The sequence below is a fragment of the Actinoallomurus acanthiterrae genome (genome assembly GCF_054775715.1).
In genome coordinates this window covers 2,555,416-2,573,036 of sequence record NZ_BAAHCO010000001.1, presented here as the reverse complement: position 1 = coordinate 2,573,036, position 17,621 = coordinate 2,555,416, and the positions used below count along the sequence as shown (strand labels likewise).

The following is a 17,621-nucleotide window of genomic DNA, read 5'->3' as shown; positions in this document are numbered from 1 at the left end:
CGGGGGCGACGCCGACACTCGTCGGGTGATCGACGATCGATATCGGGACGGGCGCGCGGGGATCGACGCGGCGCTGGTGAGGCGCCTGGTCGCGGCGCAGTTCCCGCAGTGGAGCGGGCTTCCCGTGACACCGGTCGAGGTCGACGGGTGGGACAACCGCACATACCGCCTCGGGGACGAGATGACGGTCCGCCTGCCGACCGAGGCGGGCTACGCGCCCGCGGTCGACAAGGAACATCGGTGGCTGCCGGTCCTCGCGCCCTCCCTGCCGGTGCCGGTCCCGACGCCGCTGGCGAAAGGCGCTCCCGGCGAGGGCTACCGCTTCAACTGGTCGATCCGCCGCTGGATCGACGGCCGGACCGCGGCCCCCGAACGCATCGCCGATCCGCGCGAATTCGCGACCGACGTCGCCGGTTTCATCCGCGCCCTTCAGCGTGCCGACGCCGCCGGCGGGCCGATGGCCGGCGCCCACTCCTTTTACCGTGGCGCGCCACTCGCGCACTACGACGATGAGACCCGCCGCTGCCTCGCCGCGCTCGACGGCCGCGTCGATACCGACCGGGCCAGGGCCGTGTGGGAGACCGCCCTCGAGGCGCGATGGGCCGGGCCGCCGGTGTGGTTCCACGGCGACATCGCCGCGGGCAACCTTCTCGTCGACGACGGCGGGCGGCTCTCCGCCGTCATCGACTTCGGCACCTCCGGCGTCGGCGACCCCGCCTGCGACCTGGTGATCGCCTGGACGTTGTTCTCCGGCCGCAGCCGGCGGGCGTTCCGCACCGCCGTCGACCAGGACCCCGCCACGTGGGCACGGGCCCGCGGCTGGGCGCTGTGGAAGGCCCTCCTCTGCCTCGCCGACGGCATCGACGCCGAACGGGTGGCGGGCCATCGCCGCGTGGTCGACGAGGTCCTGGCCGACCACGCGCTCTTCGCCTGATCCCGACCACGCGCTCTTCGCCTGATTCCGGCGCCGCGCGGTCCGGAGCCCGCGCGGAGTCCTGGCCGCAAGCGCGCGTACGGGCCGCGCCGGTGGAGGGCGTCGGCCTCCGTTGGACCGCGATGGACATAATGGGTCATCGTAACGATCGGTTCGATCTCTGGGAGTGCCGCCGTTGACCACCTTCGACCCTCTCGTGACCGACCCGGCGCCCGAGGTGGCGCCCGCCGCGAGCACTCCGGCGGTGACCTTCGACAGCGCGGGCACCGCGCTGCTCGGAGTGCTCCACCTCCCCGCCGGCCCCGGACCGCATCCGGTCGTCGTGCTGCTGCACGGCTTTCCGGGCAACGAGCGCAACTTCGACCTCGCCCAGGTGCTGCGCCGGGCAGGGTACGCGTCGCTCGTCTTCCACTACCGCGGCTCATGGGGAGTCGGCGGTTCCTGGTCGTGGGGCCATGTGCTGGAGGACGCCGCGCGGGTCGTGACGGCGGTGCGCGAGCCGGAGTTCGCGGCCGCTCACCGGCTGGACACGACGCGGACGGCGGTGGCGGGGCACAGCGCCGGCGGCTTCGCCGCGCTGATGACCGCCGCGGCCGACCCGTCGATCACCGCCGTCGCCTCGGTGGCCGGGTTCGACTTCGGACGGGTGGCCGCCGCCTGCCGGGCCGACCCGGCGCTGCGCGCCTCGTACGTCGAGATATTCGACGGCGAACTCGCGCCGCTGCGCGGCACCAGCGGCGAGGCGCTCGTCGCCGAGATGGAGGCGGCGGGTGACGCGTGGAGCCTGGCCGGGCTGGCTCCACGGCTCGCGGAGCGGCCGGTCCTGCTCATCGGCACCGGACGCGACGCGGTCACCCCGGCGCCCGTGCACCACGAGCCGGTCGTCGACGCGTACGAGGCCCACCCGGTTCGGCGTCTCGAACATCACGTGTTCGCCACCGACCACGCCCTGTCGGACCACCGCGTGCGGCTCGCGCGTACGCTGCTGGACTTCCTCGGCCGTCATCTGCCCCCGGGATGGTGACCCGGGGTGGCCGCCCGGACTTCACCGGCGGCCACCGGTCCGGCACGCCCCTGAGGCAGCGGCCGTACGCTACCGTCGTCTCGCTACAGGAAATAACATTCGGTAAAACGACATCCGTAGTCGCCGGCTCAGCCGCGCCTTACCCGCGAAGGAGAAGAACCTGTGGGCCAAGCCGGCAGCAGCCCCGGCGAAAAAACCTGGACATTCCTGACCAACCACGCCCGTGTGCTGGTCGAGATCACCCGCAACCCGAGTTCGCGGCTCCGCGACATCGCCGCCGCCGTAAGCATCACCGAGCGCGCCGCCCAGACGATCGTCACCGACCTCGAAGAGGCCGGCTACATCACCCGCACCCGGGTCGGGCGCCGCAACCACTACAGCGTCGACCCGACTCGCCCGTTCCGGCACCCGGCCGACGCCGACCACCGCATCAAAGGACTCCTCACCGTGTTCACCCGCCACGACGACGACCACACGCCGGAAACACCGGAGGCCGACGAGCGGGGAACGACGCAATGACGAATCCGTGCCAGCCGACGGCGATCCTGATCGTCGAGGACGATCCGGGTGATCAGATGCTGATCCGGGAGGCGTTCGCCGAGCCCGGCGTCGATTCGCCCCCGGAGCTGACGGTGGTCGGCGACGGGGAGGAGGCCCTCGACTTCCTCCACCGGCGGGGCCCGCACACCGCCGCGTTCCGCCCCGACCTCGTGCTGCTGGACCTGAACCTGCCCAAGTACGACGGGCGCGCCGTGCTCGAGCAGATCAAGAACGACGCGGATCTGTGCTCGATCCCGGTGGTGGTCTTCACGACCTCTGCCAACACCGACGACGTCACCGGCACCTATCTGCTGCACGCCAACGCCTACGTCACGAAGCCCGTCGACTTCGACGACTTCACGACCGCCGTACAGCAGATCAACCGCTTCTTCACGAGAACCGCACGCCTGCCCCGCCATCCGGCGACCGTTTGATCGACCACACCCTCGCCGGGCTGGAAACGCCGGGTCATTCGGCGCCGGCCAACATGTCGACCAGGCTCTGCGGCGCGTCCTCGCCGAAACAGAGGACGAGGCCGGCGGCGGACTCGGCGGCGGCGGTCGCGCCGCGCGCGAACATCGCCTGCTCGTAGGCGGCGAGCGCGGCCTCGGTGTCGCCGGGGTGCGCGGCGATGGCCGCACCGAGGTCGGCGGCGTCGGCCAGGGCGATGTTGGCGCCCTCCCCGGCGAAGGGCGACATCACGTGGGCGGCGTCGCCGAGCAGGGTGACGCCCGGGACCCGGTCCCAGCGGTGGCCGATCGGCAACGCGTGGATCCCGCGCGGGACGAGCCGCCCGTCGGCGTCGGTGATCAGGGCCCGCAGGCGCGGGTCCCAGCCGGCGAAGTGTTCCAGTACGGCGGTCTTCGCGGCGTCGGTGTCGGCGAAGTCGATCCCGGCCACTCGGTCTTCGGGCGTGGACAGGGCGATGGCGACGTGGAGGCTGCCGTCGGGCTCGCGGTGGGCGAGGAAGCCCTTACCCTCGCCGAGCGCGAAGAAGATGCCGCCGCCGAGGAGGGCGGCGCTGCCGGGGTGACGGGTGTCGGCGTCCAGCAGGTCGGCCTCGACGACGGTGATGCCGGTGTACTCCGGGACGGCGCCGGTGAGGAGCGGCCGGACCTTGGACCAGGCGCCGTCGGCGCCGATGAGCAGGTCGGTGGTGATGACGGCGCCGCCGGCGAGGGTCACCTCGTGACGCGCGTCGTCCAGCGAGCGGGCCCCGGTGACCCCGGCGCCCCAGCGGACGGTGCCTGGGGGCAGTGAGCCCAGCAGGAGGTCGCGCAGCCGGCCGCGCTCGACCTCCGGGCGGCCGCCCTCGCCGTCGTCCTCTTCCTTGAACCGGACGACGGCGTGCTGGTCGAGAACGCGGACCGCCTCCCCGCCGGGATGGATGATCGCGCGGAACTCGTCGTGGAGGCCGGCGGCCCGCAGGGCGACCTGGCCGGAGTCATCGTGAATGTCGAGCATGCCGCCCTGCGTGCGGACCTCCGGCGAGGCGTCGCGTTCGTACACCGCGGCCGGGATCCCGTTGACGTGCAGGATGCGGGCGAGGGCGAGGCCGCCGAGGCCGGCGCCGACGATGGCGATGGGGTCATGAGTGCTCATGCCCGCACTGTAACGAACGTGTTCGTTGCGAACAAGTTCTTAACGAACACGTTCGGGCCTAGCGCGCGGATCACCCGCCTCCCTGGTCACCGGCCGCAAGCTTTGCCCATCTGACGCGATATCTACTCAAAACAGAAAAACTTCTCCTTCTGGGCGGGCAGGGCATTTGGTGCGTACGGATCGGCACAGAGGGGGCGTGCCGGATGCTGATCACGGCATTGGTTACACCTGTGATGATCCCGATCGCCGCGCTGGTGCTGGTGCTGTTCCTCGCCAAGCTGGAGCGGGTGCTCCTCGACGGCGGTGACCGGCCGATGCCCGCCGGCGACGAGCAGGGCGGGTCCACCGAAAGCGCCCCGTCCTGACCTGACCGATCGCTCAGCCGCCGTCTCGAGTACGCCGTCGATCGTCACGTTCTGCTTAGCGCTTCGGCCGGCGCGCGGGGGAGAATGGGCGCGTGGAGATCTGGATCAATCCTCGCTGCTCGAAATGCCGGTCCGCCCTCTCGCTGCTGGACGAAGAGGGCGCGGAGTACACCGTACGGCGCTACCTCGACGAGCCGCCCACGCGGCAGGAGCTCGAGGAGGTCCTGGGGCGTCTCGGGCTCGAGCCCTGGGACATCGCCCGTACCGGCGAGGCCGTCGCCCGGGAGCTGGGCATGGCGTCCTGGGAGCGGGAGCCCGCGACCCGCGGCCGGTGGCTCGACGCCCTCGCCGAGCATCCGATCCTGATCCAGCGGCCGATCATCACGGCCGACGACGGCACCGCTGTGGTCGGCCGCTCCCCCGAGGCCGTTCGGTCCGTCCTGGAGTGAGCGGAACCGGGGCCCGTGCGCCCACCCGCACGGGCCCCGGCCGACCGGCTCAGAAGTGGATGTAGTTGCCGACGCTGCTCGCGCTGATCGTGCGCGTGTCGTAGTTGTGGCCGCTGAGGTAGTTGTACTCCTCGACCAGGATCGTGCCGTCGCTGTTCACGCGGGCGACGTACGCGACGTGGCCGTAGGTCCCGGTGTTCCACTGGGCGACGGCGCCGACCTTGGCGGTGTGGTCGACCTTCACCCCGGCGGACGCCGCGGCGTTGTCCCAGTTGATGGCGTTGCCCCAGTGCACGCCGCCGTAGGAGTTGGTGAAGTCGACGCCGAGGCGCTGACGGACCCGCCAGGCCGCGAACGAGACGCATTCCCGCTTGTAGAAGAGCCAGGGATCCGCGTCGCTCCACGAGTCGGACTTGTACGGGTAATCGTCGGTGACCGTCTGGACGCACGGGGGTGCGACGGTGCCGTCTGAACCGGTGTAGATGTAGGCGTCCGCGACGTACCCGGCCGGGCTGCTGATCTTGTCCCACACGCTGCTGGTGCCGTAGGTACCGGTGACCGTGGTGCCGCGCGTCTGGCAGGTGATCGTGACGCTCGCTCCGTCCGCGACGGTCCCCACCGAGCCGTAGCCGGTGCCGGCGCCGGAGCGCACGGTCAGGGCCGTACCGCTGGTGTTGACCGTGCCGGTCGCCGCGTTCGCCGTCGAGACGCCGAGCACGATCGCCATCGCGCTCGCCCCGATCGTCAGGCCGCTTCGTCTGATCCAGGCCACATCAGACCCCTTTCTGGCGGGAGGATCCGAACCCGACGGTAGGTGAGTAACTAACGAGCCAGAAGCAGTGAATGTGACAAAGCAACGGCGCAGGGTTGGTAAACCGAATGCTCGCTGTAAACGTTTGCGTCCCGTCCGTACGGCGCGGGCGCGGTCACCCGGCGGTGAAGTGAACGCCGGAGAACCCCGTCCGCCATTCGGTGACCTCGGCGGCGACGGTCTCCGGCTCGGCGTCCGGGTCGAGGCCGCGCGCGATGAACGAGGCCAGCACCGGCATGTCCGCCTCGGTCATCCCGAGCCGCACGATCTCCGGGGTGCCGACGCGCAGACCGCCCACATCGCCGTCGACCGGAGGCGTCGGAAGGCCGATGCCGCAGGCGAGGAGGTTCGCCCGGCGCAGGCGCCGCGCGGCCCGCTGCCCGCCCCCGGGCGTTCGGATCGCGAACTGGTGCGACCGGGTCGCGCCCTGCTCGGCGGCGAAAAGCGGCACGCCCAGCGCGGTGAGCTCCGTGGCCAGCCGGCGCGCGGTCGCGACCATGGTCTCGGCGTACGCCCGCCCGGCGACCTTCCAGTCGAGCATGGTCACGGCCAGCGCGGCGGTGCGTCCCGCGTCGAAGTTGGCGGTCAGGCCCGGGTAGGCGATCGCGTCGAGGCGTTCGGTCAGCTCGGCGTCGTCGGTGACGATGAGCCCGCCCGCCGGGCCGCCCAGGCTCTTGTACGTGCTCATCGTGATCAGGTGCGCCCCTTCGGCGAGAGGCTGCGGCCACACCCGACCGGCGATCATGCCGCACAGGTGGGCGGCGTCGAAGAGCACGCGCGCACCGACCGAGTCTGCGATCTCCCGGACGGCGGCGATCGGGTGGTGGAACAGGTTGAGACTGCCACCAATGGTGATCAAGGCCGGACGCGTCTCCTCGGCCAGCGCGCGCAGGGCGCCGACGTCGACCGTGTAGCCGTCGGCCTCGACGGGCGCCGGCACCGTGGTGAGCCCGTACAGCCCGGCGGCGCCCGGACCGTGGTGGGTGACGTGCCCGCCGATGCTCGGCGGCGGTGCGATGATCGTGTCACCGGGCCGGCAGGTCGCCATGAACGCGTAGAGGTTGGCCAGCGCACCCGACCCGACCCGGACCTCGGCGTAGCGGGCCCCGAAGACCTCCGCCGCGAGCTCGGCGGCGACGACCTCGATCTGCTCGATCGCCTCCAGACCCGTCTCGTACTTGTCCCCCGGGTAGCCCAGCGACGGCCGGGAGCCGAGTCCGGCCGACAGCAGCGCCTCGGCCCGTGGGTTCATGACGTTGGTCGCCGGGTTGAGGTTGATCGACTCGACGTCGTGGATGCGGTGGTTCTCGGCGACGAGCCGGTCGATCTCGGCCAGCACGGCGGGCGCCGGCCGGTCGGCGACGGACTCCGACACCGCCCGGACCCGCTCTTCGCTCGGTGCCGGAACCCAGGGACGGAACGCGAGGGAACGAGCCATCGGGTGCTCTCCTGACCGTACGAGGTGGCCGCCGGCGTGCGCCGGCCGTACGCCGCGACGGTAGATCGCCATCGCCGCCCGGCGCATCGGACGCACGCCCGGACCTGCGCGCCGCCGTTCCTACACTTGTAGGAACGCAGGAGGTCTGCCCGTACGGCGCGTGCCGGCCGGCCGTCACCGCGGCGATCGCGGGCCGGTACGGCAGGCGCCCGGGTGGCGATGGCGATCCCTGCCGGCCATCGCCGCGCGGCCGGCCGGGCGCCGCACGGCCGGGCGGGCATCGCCGCACGGACGGGCGGGCGCCGCACGGGCCGGGAAGGCGCCGTGAGCGGCGGCGCGACGTGATGGGAGGTGGCGGTGGAGCCGGGCGGTGGACTCCAGGCTGAGCTCGACGCGCTCGCCGCCCGCATCGGGCACGGCGTGTCGGTCGACGACCCCGAGGGCCGGCTCGTCGCCTACAGCGCGCAGGACGCCGGCGCCGACGCCGCGCGCGTCACCTCGATCCTGTCGCGGCAGGTCGCTCCGGCGATCCAGGAATGGCAGAACCGGCACGGCATCGCCGAGGCCACCGGGCCGGTCCGGGTCCCCGCCAACCCGGACCTGGGCATGGCGCCGCGCGTCTGCGTACCGATCCGCAAGGATCGGCGGTGCCTCGGTTACCTCTGGGTGCTGGAGCCCGGCGATCCGCTGGACGACACCGCGGTCACCGCGGCCCTGCGCTGCGCCCACGACCTCGCCGACGTTCTCGCGCGGCGATCCGGTCCCCCGCTCGAGTGGGACGTGGACGGCCTGGTCCGGCGGCTCCTCGGCGAGGACTCCGGCACCGACGCCCGCGACCGCCTGGCCGCCGCGGTCCCGGCACTCGTGGGCGCCACGATCCAGGTCTGCGCGGCCGTGCCGTACCGGCCGGGCGAGGAGAGCGTCGCAGCGCTCACCTCCGCGGACTTCCAGCGCCTCACCGCCTCGATGTCCCCGGCGCTCCGCCGGCACCCCGCGTACGTCGGCTCCTTCGTCGGCGCGACGCACGCCGTGGCGCTGTTCCGCCACCTTGAGGACGTGTGCGGCGCGCTGCGCGCGGTCGGCGAGGTGACGGAGGACGCGACGGCACCGACCGGGACGCGGTTCGCCGTGGGCGCCGGCGAGCCCGCGCCGTACGCCGCCGGCACGGCCCGCGCCGCGTACGCGCAGGCGCTCGCGGCGGCCGAACTCGCCGTGCTGGATCCCGCGCTCCCGAAGCCGCTGCCGTGGTCCCGGCTCGGGCCCTACCGCTCGCTGCTGCACGCCTCGCCGCCGCCCGCCGACGACGTGCTCGCCCCGCTCGACCGGGCGGGAGGCTCGGGCGGCATGCTGGCGCGGACCCTGGAGACCTACCTCGACCTGGGCGGCGACGCGCAGCGCACGGCCGCCCGGCTGCGACTGCACCGCACGAGCCTGTACTACCGGCTGAACCGCGCCGCCGGCCTGCTCGGCGCCGACCTCGCCGACGGCCTCGTCCGCCTGGAACTACACCTGGCCCTGAAGAGCCGCCGCCTCGCCCGCCGCACCCTCACCTGACCACCTCGCGCGCCCTCGCCCTCGCCCTCGCCCGGCTGCCTCGCCCACCCGCGCCCTCATCGAACCGCTTCGTGCGTCGGATGGCTCGCCGACCACTGCTCACGTCGTCGCCGGCCTTGTCGTCGGGCAGGCGCGCGTTCACCGAACGGCTCGCCCGCCGGACGGTCCGCCCGCCGCACGGCCGGGCCGCCGCTCAGGCGAGGCGGCGCTGCCAGGGGGTGGTGGCCGCGATCGGCTGCGGGGTACGGGCGACCTCGGCGCGGTGTTCGCGGGGGCTGATGCCCCGGACCCGCTTGAACGCGGTGCTGAGCGCGAACGAACTGCCGTAGCCGACCCGCTCGGCGACCTGGCCGATGGTGAGCTCCGGGTCGCGCAGCAGGTCGGCGGCGAGGGCGAGACGCCAGGCGGTGAGGTAGGCCATCGGCGGTTCGCCGACCAGCTCGGCGAACCGGCGCGCCAGCGCCGCGCGGGAGACATTGGTCTCGACGGCGAGCTTGGCGACGGTCCAGGGGCGCTCCGGGGCGTCGTGCAGGAGACGCAGGGCGGTGCCGACGACCGGGTCGCTCTGCGCGCGATACCAGGGCGGCGGGTCGGCCTCGGGCCGGGAGAACCAGGTGCGCAGGACGGCGATCAGCAGCAGGTCGAGGACCCGGTCCAGGACGGCGTCCTGACCTGGCTCGTCCTTGACGACCTCCGAGGCCAGCAGGGGGACGAGCGGGCTGTCCCAGGCGTCGTACCGGAGCACGACGAGCGGGGGCAACGCGTCCAGCAGCGGGCGGCAGATCTCGCTGAGCACCTGGTAGGTGCCGGTGATCAGGATGGTCGCGCCGTCGTCGGTGTTGCCCCAGGTGCGGGTGCCCAGGTCTGTCAGGTCCGACAGCTCGCTGCCGTCGGGGGCGGTGCAGCGCTGGCCGGGGTGGATGACCGCCTGCGGCGACGTGACCGGGTCGTCGGCGAAGATGTACGGGTCCGGTCCGCGCAGGATCGCGACGTCGCCCGGATGCAGCTCCGTGGCCGCCCCGCCCTCGGGGATCACCCAGGCCGTGCCCCGGACCACGGCCACGAGGGTCAGCGGCGCCTCATCCTGGACGCGCAGCGACCAGGGTGGCACGAGCGACGAACGGAGCAGGAACGCCCCCTGCGCGCGGGGGCCGTTGAGCAGACCGGCGACGACGTCCACGGCCCGACTGTAGACGATTGAACATGAATTGAATAGCTTCAGCCATGTTCGGTCTCACTCTCGCGGCCTTGAATTGAGCCATGACACCGATCACGCGAGATGGCGAGACGATCCTGGTCCTGGGCGGCACGGGCAAGACGGGCCGCCGGGTCGCCGAGCGGCTCAAGGAGCGCGGACTGCCCGTACGCGTCGGTTCCCGCTCGGGCTCACCCCCGTTCGACTGGACCGACCCGGGCACCTGGGCGCCCGCGCTCGACGGCGCCGCGGCGGCGTACCTCTCCTACCAGCCGGACCTGGCCGTGCCCGGCGCGGTCGGCGCGATCCGCCGGCTCACCGAGACCGCGCTGGCCGGCGGGACACGGCGGCTCGTGCTGCTGTCCGGCCGTGGCGAGGAGGAGGCACAGGCCTGCGAGAAGGCCCTGGCCGATGCGGGCGCCGAGTGGACGGTCCTGCGATGCGCCTGGTTCGCCCAGAACTTCAGCGAGGGCGAGCTGGTGGACCCGGTCCGGGAGGGAGAGGTCGTGCTCCCGGCCGGCGGCGTGGGCGAGCCGTTCGTCGACGTCGACGACATCGCCGACGTCGCGGTCGCGGCGCTCACCGAGGACGGGCACACCGGCCAGATCTACGAGCTGACCGGCCCCCGGCTGCTGACGTTCGCCGACGCGGTCGCCGAGATCGCCGAGGCGGCCGGCCGTGACATCCGGTACGTCTCGGTCGCCCCCGACGCCTTCGCGGCCGGCCTGCGTGCCCAGGGCGTGCCGGGCGAGGCCGTCGACCTGCTGACCTACCTGTTCACCACGCTGTTCGACGGCCGCAACGCCCACCTGGGCGACGGCGTCCAGCGCGCCCTGGGCCGCCCACCCGCGGACTTCCGCGACTTCGCCCGTCGTACCGCCGCCACCGGCATCTGGAACGGAGCCGAGCAATGAGAACTCTGCAGACCGCCCTGCTGCTGACGGGGACCGTCACGACCGGGCTTATGGCCGGGCTGTTCGCCGCCTTCGCGTACGCGGTCATGCCCGCCCTGCACCGCGGCGGCGACCGTACGTTCGTCGAGGCGATGCAGAACATCAACCGGGCGATCCTGAACGGCTGGTTCATGTCCTGCTTCCTCGGCTCGCTGGTGTTCCTCATCGGCGCGGCCGTGCTGGCCTGGCGCGGTCACGGGCGGCCGGCTCTGCCCTGGATCGTCGCCGCCCTCGTGCTCTACCTGGTGATGTTCTTCGTCACGAGCGGGATCAACGTCCCCCTCAACAACCAGCTCGACAAGGCCGGGGATCCGCGCCACATCGCCCACCTGGCCGCCGTGCGCCATCAGTTCGAGGGCCGCTGGGTCGCCTGGAACATCGTGCGCGCGGTCGCCAACCTCGCCGCGTTCGCCTGCCTCGCCTGGGCTCTGGTCCTGTACGGCGCGCACCGCGACGACCCGCGCCCCGCAGGCCGTCCCACGGGATCGGCCGCCCCGATGCACCACCGGCCCGCTCCCTACGATGTCCGGCCGGGCAGCAACCCGTACGACGCCGGACCGCCACCCGCGTACGGCCCCGGTCCGGGACTCGGCCCACGTTGAGGGCGCGGCCCGCGCCGGTCGGCGGGCCCCCGAGAACCATGGCAGCTCGCCGCCGTCACTCACCGTCGGGCGCATACGGGAGACGCGCCCGGCGGTTCCGACCGCGGACCGAGAGGAGACGCCCAGCGATCGCCTTCGAGTTCCCCGCCGGTCCGTGGCGGCGCGGGCGTGAGGGGTGGGTGTGCGGCGGGGTCGTACGCCGACGGCGAAGACCGCCCGTGAGACGCTGTGTCGCGGCGCGTAGACGGGCGAGTCCGTGCCCGCCTCGCGGACCGTGTGAGTAGGGAGGAACCACGGATGGACCAGCAGGATCTCCGGAAGCGGTTCGTGACGCTGACCACCGCGCACCTGGCGGACGCGTGCATCCGCGCCGGTCTCCCCGTGCGCTGCGCCCCGGCGCCGATGAGCGCCGTCGAACCCGGCGACCGCCTGCTGGGGCGCGCCTGTCCAGCCCGTCATCTCGGCAGCGTCGACATCTTCCTGGAGGCGTTCGAGGGGGCGGATCCCGGTGACGTGCTGGTGGTCGACAACGGCGGGCGTCTCGACGAGGCGTGCGTCGGCGACCTGGTGGTCCTGGAGGCCGAGGCGGCAGGCCTGACGGGCATCGCGATCTGGGGCCTGCACCGCGACACCGCCGACATCCGGGCGATCGGGCTCCCGGTCTTCAGCCTGGGCGCGATCTCGACCGGTCCGCTCAGCCTCCGTGACCGGCCCGCCGACGTGCTGGAGTCCGCGACGGTGGGCGACCACGTCGTGAGCCGCGAGGACCTGGTCCTGGGTGACGACGACGGGGTGCTGTTCGTGCCGGCCGCCGAGGCCGAGAACCTCTTCGCGATCGCCGAGCGGATCCGTGACACCGAACGGGCCCAGGCCGACCGGATCCGCGCGGGCGTCTCGCTGCGCGAGCAGGTGGGCTTCGCCGCCTACCTCGCCGCGCGCCGCGAGAATCCGTCGCTGACCTTCCGCGAACATCTGCGCTCCGTGGGCGGCGCCATCGAGGAGTGACGCCGCCCGATACGGCACCCGGCGCACACTCGCCGAGCGACGCTGCCCGAACCTGCGATCCGGGCGACGCCCACACGCACAGCCACGCTGGCCGACGCGTACCCGCCGAGCGACGCTGCCTGACGCCCGTGCGCCGAGCGGCGCCGTCGGGCGCCTTCCCGTAGAGCGGCGGCGCCCGACGCATACCGGGTGCGGTGCCGGAAATCGGGGTGAGGTGGGCATGACGGCGGTGTTACCGTTCCGGGGCCGGCCGCGGGACTACGGTGCGACTTCCGGAACCCGCCTGTGAAGCGATGATTCGCAGTTCGTGCCCCCATTCCCCGGCCGGCCTCTCTCGACCGGAAGGGCTCCCAGCGTGACGCGCGACGAGACCGGCGCGGACCTGATCGCCGCCGAGGACGTCCTGCTGTTCGTCAACGCGGCGATCACGTCGACCGGCCAGCGCGAGTTCCACTCCGGCGCGGACGAGCAGGGTCTCTCGCTGGGCTTCCTGCACCAGTACCTGCTGGGCAACTACCGCGACCTGTACGCCGCGACGCTCGCCCTGGACGTCAACGACCACAACGCGGTGGTCATCGCGCGGAACCTCCTGGTCACCGCTTCGGAGGCGGCGCCCGCGCAGCGCCGGGCGGAGGGCCGGCTGATCGCGCGACGGCTCGCCCTGCTGCCGCCGCAGCGGGTGTACGGGCTGTTCCGCGACCTGCGGCGCGCCCGGGTCAACAACCGGCGCACCCGCGCGATCATCCGGGACTGGATGGCGGCCCGGCCGGACCCGGCGTTCGACGCGGTGAAGTACCGCTCCGCGGTCAAGGACGCGGTCCGGCACGCGCACCTGACGCCGGGCGGGGAGCTGGGTCCCTTCCTGTTCGCTGGGGGCCGGCGCGCCGCCTACGCGACGCCGATCCTGGAGACCTGGCGGCGCGCCCACTACGAGAAGGCCGCGCTGTACGACCTGCCGTACACGGTGGCGGAGGGGTTCGCCGCCCGGCACGGGGTGCCGCGCGGGGCGTTCCTGGAGCGCATCGCGCCCCGGCTCACCCGGCTGGAGCGGCTGCGCCTGCAGGAGTCCGCGCGTGCGCATGAGGCGGATGCGGTCCGGGCCGACCTGACGACGATGCCGCTGACCCGGCTCGCGTCGTACGTGCTCGCCCTGCCCCTGGAGGACCGGGAGCGCCGCCGTGCCGAGCTGACCGGGGCGCTGCGCTCGGCGGCCCGCCGTACGGCCGGCGAGCAGGCCGGGCGCTGGGGGACGGTGGCCGCCGTGCTCGACGACAGCTTCTCGGCGTACGGCTCGGGGCAGAAGCGCCGCCGGCCCCTCGCCGTCGCCCTGGCCTGCCACTTCCTGCTGGAGGCGCTGGCCGCCGACTACGCGCCGCTGTGGCTGTCGGGCCGCGCCGACGCGCTGACGGCCCGGCCGTACGGGCCGACGCCGCTCGGCGAGCGGATCCTCGACGGCCTCGAGCTCGCTCCGGATCGGCTCGTCATCGTCTCCGACGGGTGGGACAACGCGCCGGCGGGGCTGGCGGGCGAGGTGCTGCGGATCTGGCGTACCCGGCTCGACCCGGCCCACGCGTGCGGCGTCGTCCACCTCAACCCCGTGTACGACGCCGCCGACTTCGACGTGCGGCGGCTGGCTCCGACCGTCCCCACCGCCGGCATCCGGGACGCGGAGAACCTGGTCGCGCTGGTGGAGCTGGCGCAGTTCGCGGAGGGCCGTACGGGCCTGCCGGAGCTACGCGCCCACCTCGCGCGGCGCGTCGCGGACTTCCTCCAGGAGGACCCACCGGCGAAGGAGGTCCCATGACGGATCTGTCGCTGAACGGGCTCGTCACCCGGCCGGCGCAGGTGTGGGGCGGCGTCCGTCTCGTTCCGCTGGTCCGCGACGAGCCGATCGAGGACCTGCGGCTCGCGTCGCGCCTCTACGACGCGGACACCGGCGTCGTCGCGGTGGGCCGGCGGACCGGCTACTGGTCCTACATCCCGCACGGCTTCGTGGCGACCTGGACCGACGACGGTACGCCCGCCGCCGCGTACGGCACCCAGCTGCGGGACGCGTCGGACGACCGCGCGCCGGCCCGGATGCCGTTGCGGTTCCACCGCCGGATGGCGCGCCGGGTCGACAAGAACCGGCTGCGGTTCCTGCCTCTGCACCTGGCGCTGGAGGGGTACCTCGCGCTGCACTTCGGCGGGCCGGCGATCGCCTGGGTGGAGTGGTCGGAGCGCGCGCTCCGCAAGGGGCTGTCGCCGCGCGCGGAGGAGGCCTACACGGGCGCCGCCGTCCGGGGCCTGGCCGACGCCCTGCGGGTCTTCGAGATCCACCCGGGGCAGTGCGGCGTCCTCGTCTACGTGTCGGACGCGCTCGCCGCCGCGTTCGTCGTGCCGCACCCGGACGACTACCGGGCCCTGCACCCCACGCTGGTCCACGACCTGTACGGCGAGCTGATCCACCAGTACGCGATGTACGGGCGGCCGGTGCCGGAGTTCCGCGCCCGCATCGAGGACACGGCGGTGCGCTCGCTCGCCGACCTCCGCGCCGCGGCCCGCGCGCGGCAGGACGAGTGGGCGGCGTTCCACGACGAGGTGATGGCGGGCGGTCTGCTCGGCGGGGACTACACGTACGAGCACGTCTACGAGATGGGGCCGTACCGCCTGTCCCGGGTGATGCCCTCCTTCGAGCGGCAGCGGGACGAGCACATCGGCGAGCTCATCGACGACGACGCGGGCCGGCTCGCGTACCTCAAGACGTTCCGGCTGTCGGAGAACCAGGTCCGGCGCGGCCACCTGCTGACCCGGCTCGCCGCCTGCGACTGGCGGCTGTCCGCCACGGCCGCCGCGCTCGGCGCGACCGAGACGGAGCTCGTCCGGCGGATCGAGGCGGCCGGGTTCGGGTACCTGCTCCGCCAGGACGTCCGCGACCACTACCGCGCCCGGCTGCGGCGCGGTAGCGGCCGGGGCTGACTCAGAGGTCGACCTGGGTGCCCATGACGACCGTGCGGGCCTCGGGCAGGCAGAAGTACTCCGCCGGGCTGGCGGCGTTGTGCGCCAGCGCCAGGAACAGCTTCTTCTGCCACTTGCGCATGCCGGGCTCGCCGGTGAGCCGCAGTGTTCCCCGGGACAGGAAGTACGACGCGTTGTCCGGGTCGATGTCGAGGAGCTCGGAACGCGGCTGCTTGGCCGCCGCCATGCGCAGGGCGGCGGGGATGTCCTGTTCGTCCTGAAAGCCGTACCGCACGGTGAGGTGGACGACGCCGTCGTCGTGGTAGCCGAGGTCGTCGACGGTGATCAGCTCCGCGACCGGGACGTGCGGCACGTTCTCCGAGGTCACCGAGACGATCACGACGTGCTCGTGCACGACGTGGTTGTGGTCGAGGTTGGCCCGCAGGGCGAGCGGCGTGGTCTGCTTGCCCGGGTGGGGGAAGACCGCCGTGCCCGGCACCTTCGTCACCTTCTTCTCCCGGAGCTTCTCGATGAACTCCGGCAGCGGGCCCTCCTTGGCGTTGCGGCGGGCCGTGACGATCTCCCGGCCGCGCTCCCACGTCTTCATGACCGTGAAGACCGAGATCGCGATCAGCAGCGGCAGCCAGCCGCCGTGCGTGACCTTCGTCAGGTTCGCGGCGAAGTAGGTGATCTCCGCGCCGCCGATCACGACCCCGAAGACCACGAGCCGCCAGGTGGGCCAGTTCCAGTGCGCCCGCGCCACCACCAGGAACAGCGCGGTGGTGATGATGAGGGTCCCGGTGACCGCCACGCCGTACGCCGTCGCCAGGTGCTCGGAGGATTCGAAGCCGAACATCAGCGCCAGCACGCCGACGAACAGGATCCAGTTGACGGCGGGCACGTACACCTGCCCGATCTCACGCGGCGAGGTGTGGCGGATCCGCAGGTACGGGAGGAAGCCGAGCCGCACGGCCTGCCGGGACACCGAGAACGCCCCGGTGATCACGGCCTGGGAGGCGATGACCGTGGCCGCCGTCGCGAGGATCACCATCGGCAGCCGCGCCCAGCCGGGCATCAGCAGGAAGAACGGGCTCGTCACGCTCTTGGGATCACGCAGGATCAGCGCGCCCTGGCCGAGGTAGTTCAGCGTCAGCGCCGGGAAGACCACGGCGAACCAGGCCCGCCGGATCGGGCTGCGGCCGAAGTGGCCCATGTCGGCGTAGAGCGCTTCCGCACCGGTGATCGTCAGCACCACGGCGCCCATCGCGATGAACGCGATGTACGGGTGGTCGATCACGAACGCGCCGGCGTACGTGGGCGAGAGTCCGAGCAGGATGCCCGGTTTCCGGAGGACCTCACCGAGGCCCGCCACACCGATCGCCAGGAACCAGACCACCATGACCGGCCCGAACAAGGCGCCGACGCGGTGTGTCCCCCACCGCTGCGCCACGAACAGCAGCGCGACGATCGTCGCCGCGATCGGCAGGACCAGGTGGGAGATGCCGGGCGTGGACACCTTCAGGCCCTCCACCGCCGACAGCACCGAGATGGCCGGCGTGATCACGCTGTCGCCGTAGAACAGCGACGCCCCGAACACGCCGAGCGCCATCGCCACCGCCGCCTTGCCGCGGACGTCGCCGAGAACCCGCCGGACCAGGGCGGCGAGCGCCATCACGCCGCCCTCGCCGTCGTTGTCGGCACGCAGGATGAACGTCACGTACTTCACCGAGACGACGAGCGTGACCGACCAGAACACCATCGAGATCACGCCGTAGACGTCACCGCTCGTGGGCCGCACCGCGCCGTTGTCGATGGAGAAGACGGTCTGGAGGGCGTACAGCGGGCTGGTGCCGATGTCGCCGTACACGACGCCCAGGGCGCCGAGCATCAGCGTCCAAAGCCCTGAGCCGTGCCCGGACCCGGTCGGCTCGGATTCGGACGGGGCATCCCGCAGCGCAGAATCGGTCATGAGGCCATAAGTACCTGACTCGCACAAGGAACATGCGCACCGGGGTCGAACGGCGGCGCGTCATCGCACCTCGAGAATGGTCCGCGAGGCGGGTCCGGGTTTCGATCCACGTACCGTCCTCCGGTCTGTGTCATCGCAACTCGACAAGGGCCGCGAGGCGGACCCAGGCATCGATCCACGTACCGTCCTCCGGTCCGGGTCATCGCGGCTCCACAAACGCCCCGAGGCGGACCCACGCATCGG

At 72.8% G+C, this 17,621-nt stretch carries 17 protein-coding genes; 12 read left to right on the top strand and 5 right to left on the bottom strand.

The features are described 5' to 3' along the window. The first annotated feature begins 25 nt into the window (after nucleotides 1–25). From ACYVF7_RS12575 to ACYVF7_RS12560, 4 genes are all read left to right on the top strand, one after another. On the top strand, nucleotides 26–934 hold the full coding sequence (locus tag ACYVF7_RS12575) for an aminoglycoside phosphotransferase family protein (protein ID WP_460339089.1): 909 nt from the start codon (nucleotides 26–28) through the stop codon (nucleotides 932–934). Nucleotides 935–1,109: 175 nt separating this feature from the next. Beyond that, nucleotides 1,110–1,958, top strand: coding sequence for an alpha/beta hydrolase family protein (locus ACYVF7_RS12570; RefSeq protein ID WP_460339087.1), 849 nt, complete (start codon nucleotides 1,110–1,112; stop codon nucleotides 1,956–1,958). 162 nt (nucleotides 1,959–2,120) lie between these two features. Next, nucleotides 2,121–2,477, top strand: coding sequence for a helix-turn-helix transcriptional regulator (locus ACYVF7_RS12565; protein WP_460339085.1), 357 nt, complete (start codon nucleotides 2,121–2,123; stop codon nucleotides 2,475–2,477). Continuing rightward, nucleotides 2,474–2,932 (top strand): response regulator, encoded by a 459-nt coding sequence (locus tag ACYVF7_RS12560; RefSeq protein ID WP_460339083.1) that lies wholly within the window; start codon nucleotides 2,474–2,476, stop codon nucleotides 2,930–2,932. Before ACYVF7_RS12565 ends, ACYVF7_RS12560 begins: the two co-directional genes overlap by 4 nt. Nucleotides 2,933–2,966: 34 nt before the next feature. Here the strand turns inward: ACYVF7_RS12560 and ACYVF7_RS12555 are convergent, their stop codons facing one another. Further along, a complete protein-coding gene (locus ACYVF7_RS12555) occupies nucleotides 2,967–4,100 on the bottom strand; it encodes an FAD-dependent oxidoreductase (RefSeq protein WP_460339081.1) in 1,134 nt (377 codons plus the stop codon). 203 nt (nucleotides 4,101–4,303) lie between these two features. On the opposite strand from ACYVF7_RS12555, the gene ACYVF7_RS12550 reads away from it, so the two are divergent. Continuing rightward, nucleotides 4,304–4,465: a hypothetical protein gene (locus tag ACYVF7_RS12550; protein ID WP_460339079.1), complete on the top strand. Its 162-nt coding sequence runs from the start codon at nucleotides 4,304–4,306 to the stop codon at nucleotides 4,463–4,465. Between the two features lie 92 nt (nucleotides 4,466–4,557). Beyond that, nucleotides 4,558–4,914 (top strand): arsenate reductase family protein, encoded by a 357-nt coding sequence (locus tag ACYVF7_RS12545; RefSeq protein WP_460339077.1) that lies wholly within the window; start codon nucleotides 4,558–4,560, stop codon nucleotides 4,912–4,914. 49 nt (nucleotides 4,915–4,963) lie between these two features. Here ACYVF7_RS12545 and ACYVF7_RS12540 read toward each other — a convergent pair whose 3' ends face one another. Then, nucleotides 4,964–5,686, bottom strand: a complete 723-nt coding sequence (locus ACYVF7_RS12540; protein ID WP_460339076.1) for a CHAP domain-containing protein — start codon at nucleotides 5,684–5,686, stop codon at nucleotides 4,964–4,966. A gap of 154 nt (nucleotides 5,687–5,840) precedes the next feature. After that, nucleotides 5,841–7,163, bottom strand: a complete 1,323-nt coding sequence (locus ACYVF7_RS12535; protein ID WP_460339074.1) for an aminotransferase class I/II-fold pyridoxal phosphate-dependent enzyme — start codon at nucleotides 7,161–7,163, stop codon at nucleotides 5,841–5,843. Between the two features lie 357 nt (nucleotides 7,164–7,520). On the opposite strand from ACYVF7_RS12535, the gene ACYVF7_RS12530 reads away from it, so the two are divergent. Continuing rightward, nucleotides 7,521–8,717, top strand: a complete 1,197-nt coding sequence (locus ACYVF7_RS12530) for a PucR family transcriptional regulator (RefSeq protein ID WP_460339072.1) — start codon at nucleotides 7,521–7,523, stop codon at nucleotides 8,715–8,717. A gap of 193 nt (nucleotides 8,718–8,910) precedes the next feature. Here ACYVF7_RS12530 and ACYVF7_RS12525 read toward each other — a convergent pair whose 3' ends face one another. Further along, nucleotides 8,911–9,897: an AraC family transcriptional regulator gene (locus ACYVF7_RS12525; RefSeq protein WP_460339070.1), complete on the bottom strand. Its 987-nt coding sequence runs from the start codon at nucleotides 9,895–9,897 to the stop codon at nucleotides 8,911–8,913. An 80-nt stretch (nucleotides 9,898–9,977) separates the two neighbouring features. Between ACYVF7_RS12525 and ACYVF7_RS12520 the strand changes: the two genes are divergently transcribed. The 5 genes from ACYVF7_RS12520 (at nucleotide 9,978) to ACYVF7_RS12500 (ending at nucleotide 15,430) form a co-directional block, all read left to right on the top strand. Next, nucleotides 9,978–10,826: a Rossmann-fold NAD(P)-binding domain-containing protein gene (locus ACYVF7_RS12520; RefSeq protein ID WP_460339068.1), complete on the top strand. Its 849-nt coding sequence runs from the start codon at nucleotides 9,978–9,980 to the stop codon at nucleotides 10,824–10,826. Beyond that, nucleotides 10,823–11,467: an anthrone oxygenase family protein gene (locus ACYVF7_RS12515; RefSeq protein WP_460339066.1), complete on the top strand. Its 645-nt coding sequence runs from the start codon at nucleotides 10,823–10,825 to the stop codon at nucleotides 11,465–11,467. Before ACYVF7_RS12520 ends, ACYVF7_RS12515 begins: the two co-directional genes overlap by 4 nt. Nucleotides 11,468–11,764: 297 nt before the next feature. After that, nucleotides 11,765–12,472 carry an RraA family protein gene (locus ACYVF7_RS12510; RefSeq protein WP_460339064.1) on the top strand — a complete coding sequence of 236 codons (708 nt, stop codon included), beginning with the start codon at nucleotides 11,765–11,767 and terminating at the stop codon, nucleotides 12,470–12,472. A 355-nt stretch (nucleotides 12,473–12,827) separates the two neighbouring features. Then, nucleotides 12,828–14,276: a hypothetical protein gene (locus ACYVF7_RS12505; protein ID WP_460339062.1), complete on the top strand. Its 1,449-nt coding sequence runs from the start codon at nucleotides 12,828–12,830 to the stop codon at nucleotides 14,274–14,276. Then, nucleotides 14,273–15,430 (top strand): ARPP-2 domain-containing protein, encoded by a 1,158-nt coding sequence (locus ACYVF7_RS12500; protein WP_460339060.1) that lies wholly within the window; start codon nucleotides 14,273–14,275, stop codon nucleotides 15,428–15,430. The genes ACYVF7_RS12505 and ACYVF7_RS12500 overlap by 4 nt, the downstream gene beginning before the upstream one ends. 1 nt (nucleotide 15,431) lies before the next feature. Here the strand turns inward: ACYVF7_RS12500 and ACYVF7_RS12495 are convergent, their stop codons facing one another. Then, entirely contained in the window at nucleotides 15,432–17,378 is a 1,947-nt protein-coding gene (locus ACYVF7_RS12495) for a potassium transporter Kup (protein WP_460339058.1), read from the bottom strand. Nucleotides 17,379–17,621: the final 243 nt, after the last annotated feature.

Bases quoted from the DNA above. Each gene is read 5' to 3' on its own strand.
- ACYVF7_RS12560 (WP_460339083.1), top strand. From the start codon at position 2,474: ATGACGAATCCGTGCCAGCCGACGGCGATCCTGATCGTCGAGGACGAT.
- ACYVF7_RS12555 (WP_460339081.1), bottom strand. From the start codon at position 4,100: ATGAGCACTCATGACCCCATCGCCATCGTCGGCGCCGGCCTCGGCGGC.
- ACYVF7_RS12550 (WP_460339079.1), top strand. From the start codon at position 4,304: ATGCTGATCACGGCATTGGTTACACCTGTGATGATCCCGATCGCCGCG.
- ACYVF7_RS12535 (WP_460339074.1), bottom strand. From the start codon at position 7,163: ATGGCTCGTTCCCTCGCGTTCCGTCCCTGGGTTCCGGCACCGAGCGAA.
- ACYVF7_RS12520 (WP_460339068.1), top strand. From the start codon at position 9,978: ATGACACCGATCACGCGAGATGGCGAGACGATCCTGGTCCTGGGCGGC.
- ACYVF7_RS12515 (WP_460339066.1), top strand. From the start codon at position 10,823: ATGAGAACTCTGCAGACCGCCCTGCTGCTGACGGGGACCGTCACGACC.
- ACYVF7_RS12510 (WP_460339064.1), top strand. From the start codon at position 11,765: ATGGACCAGCAGGATCTCCGGAAGCGGTTCGTGACGCTGACCACCGCG.
- ACYVF7_RS12500 (WP_460339060.1), top strand. From the start codon at position 14,273: ATGACGGATCTGTCGCTGAACGGGCTCGTCACCCGGCCGGCGCAGGTG.
- ACYVF7_RS12495 (WP_460339058.1), bottom strand. From the start codon at position 17,378: ATGACCGATTCTGCGCTGCGGGATGCCCCGTCCGAATCCGAGCCGACC.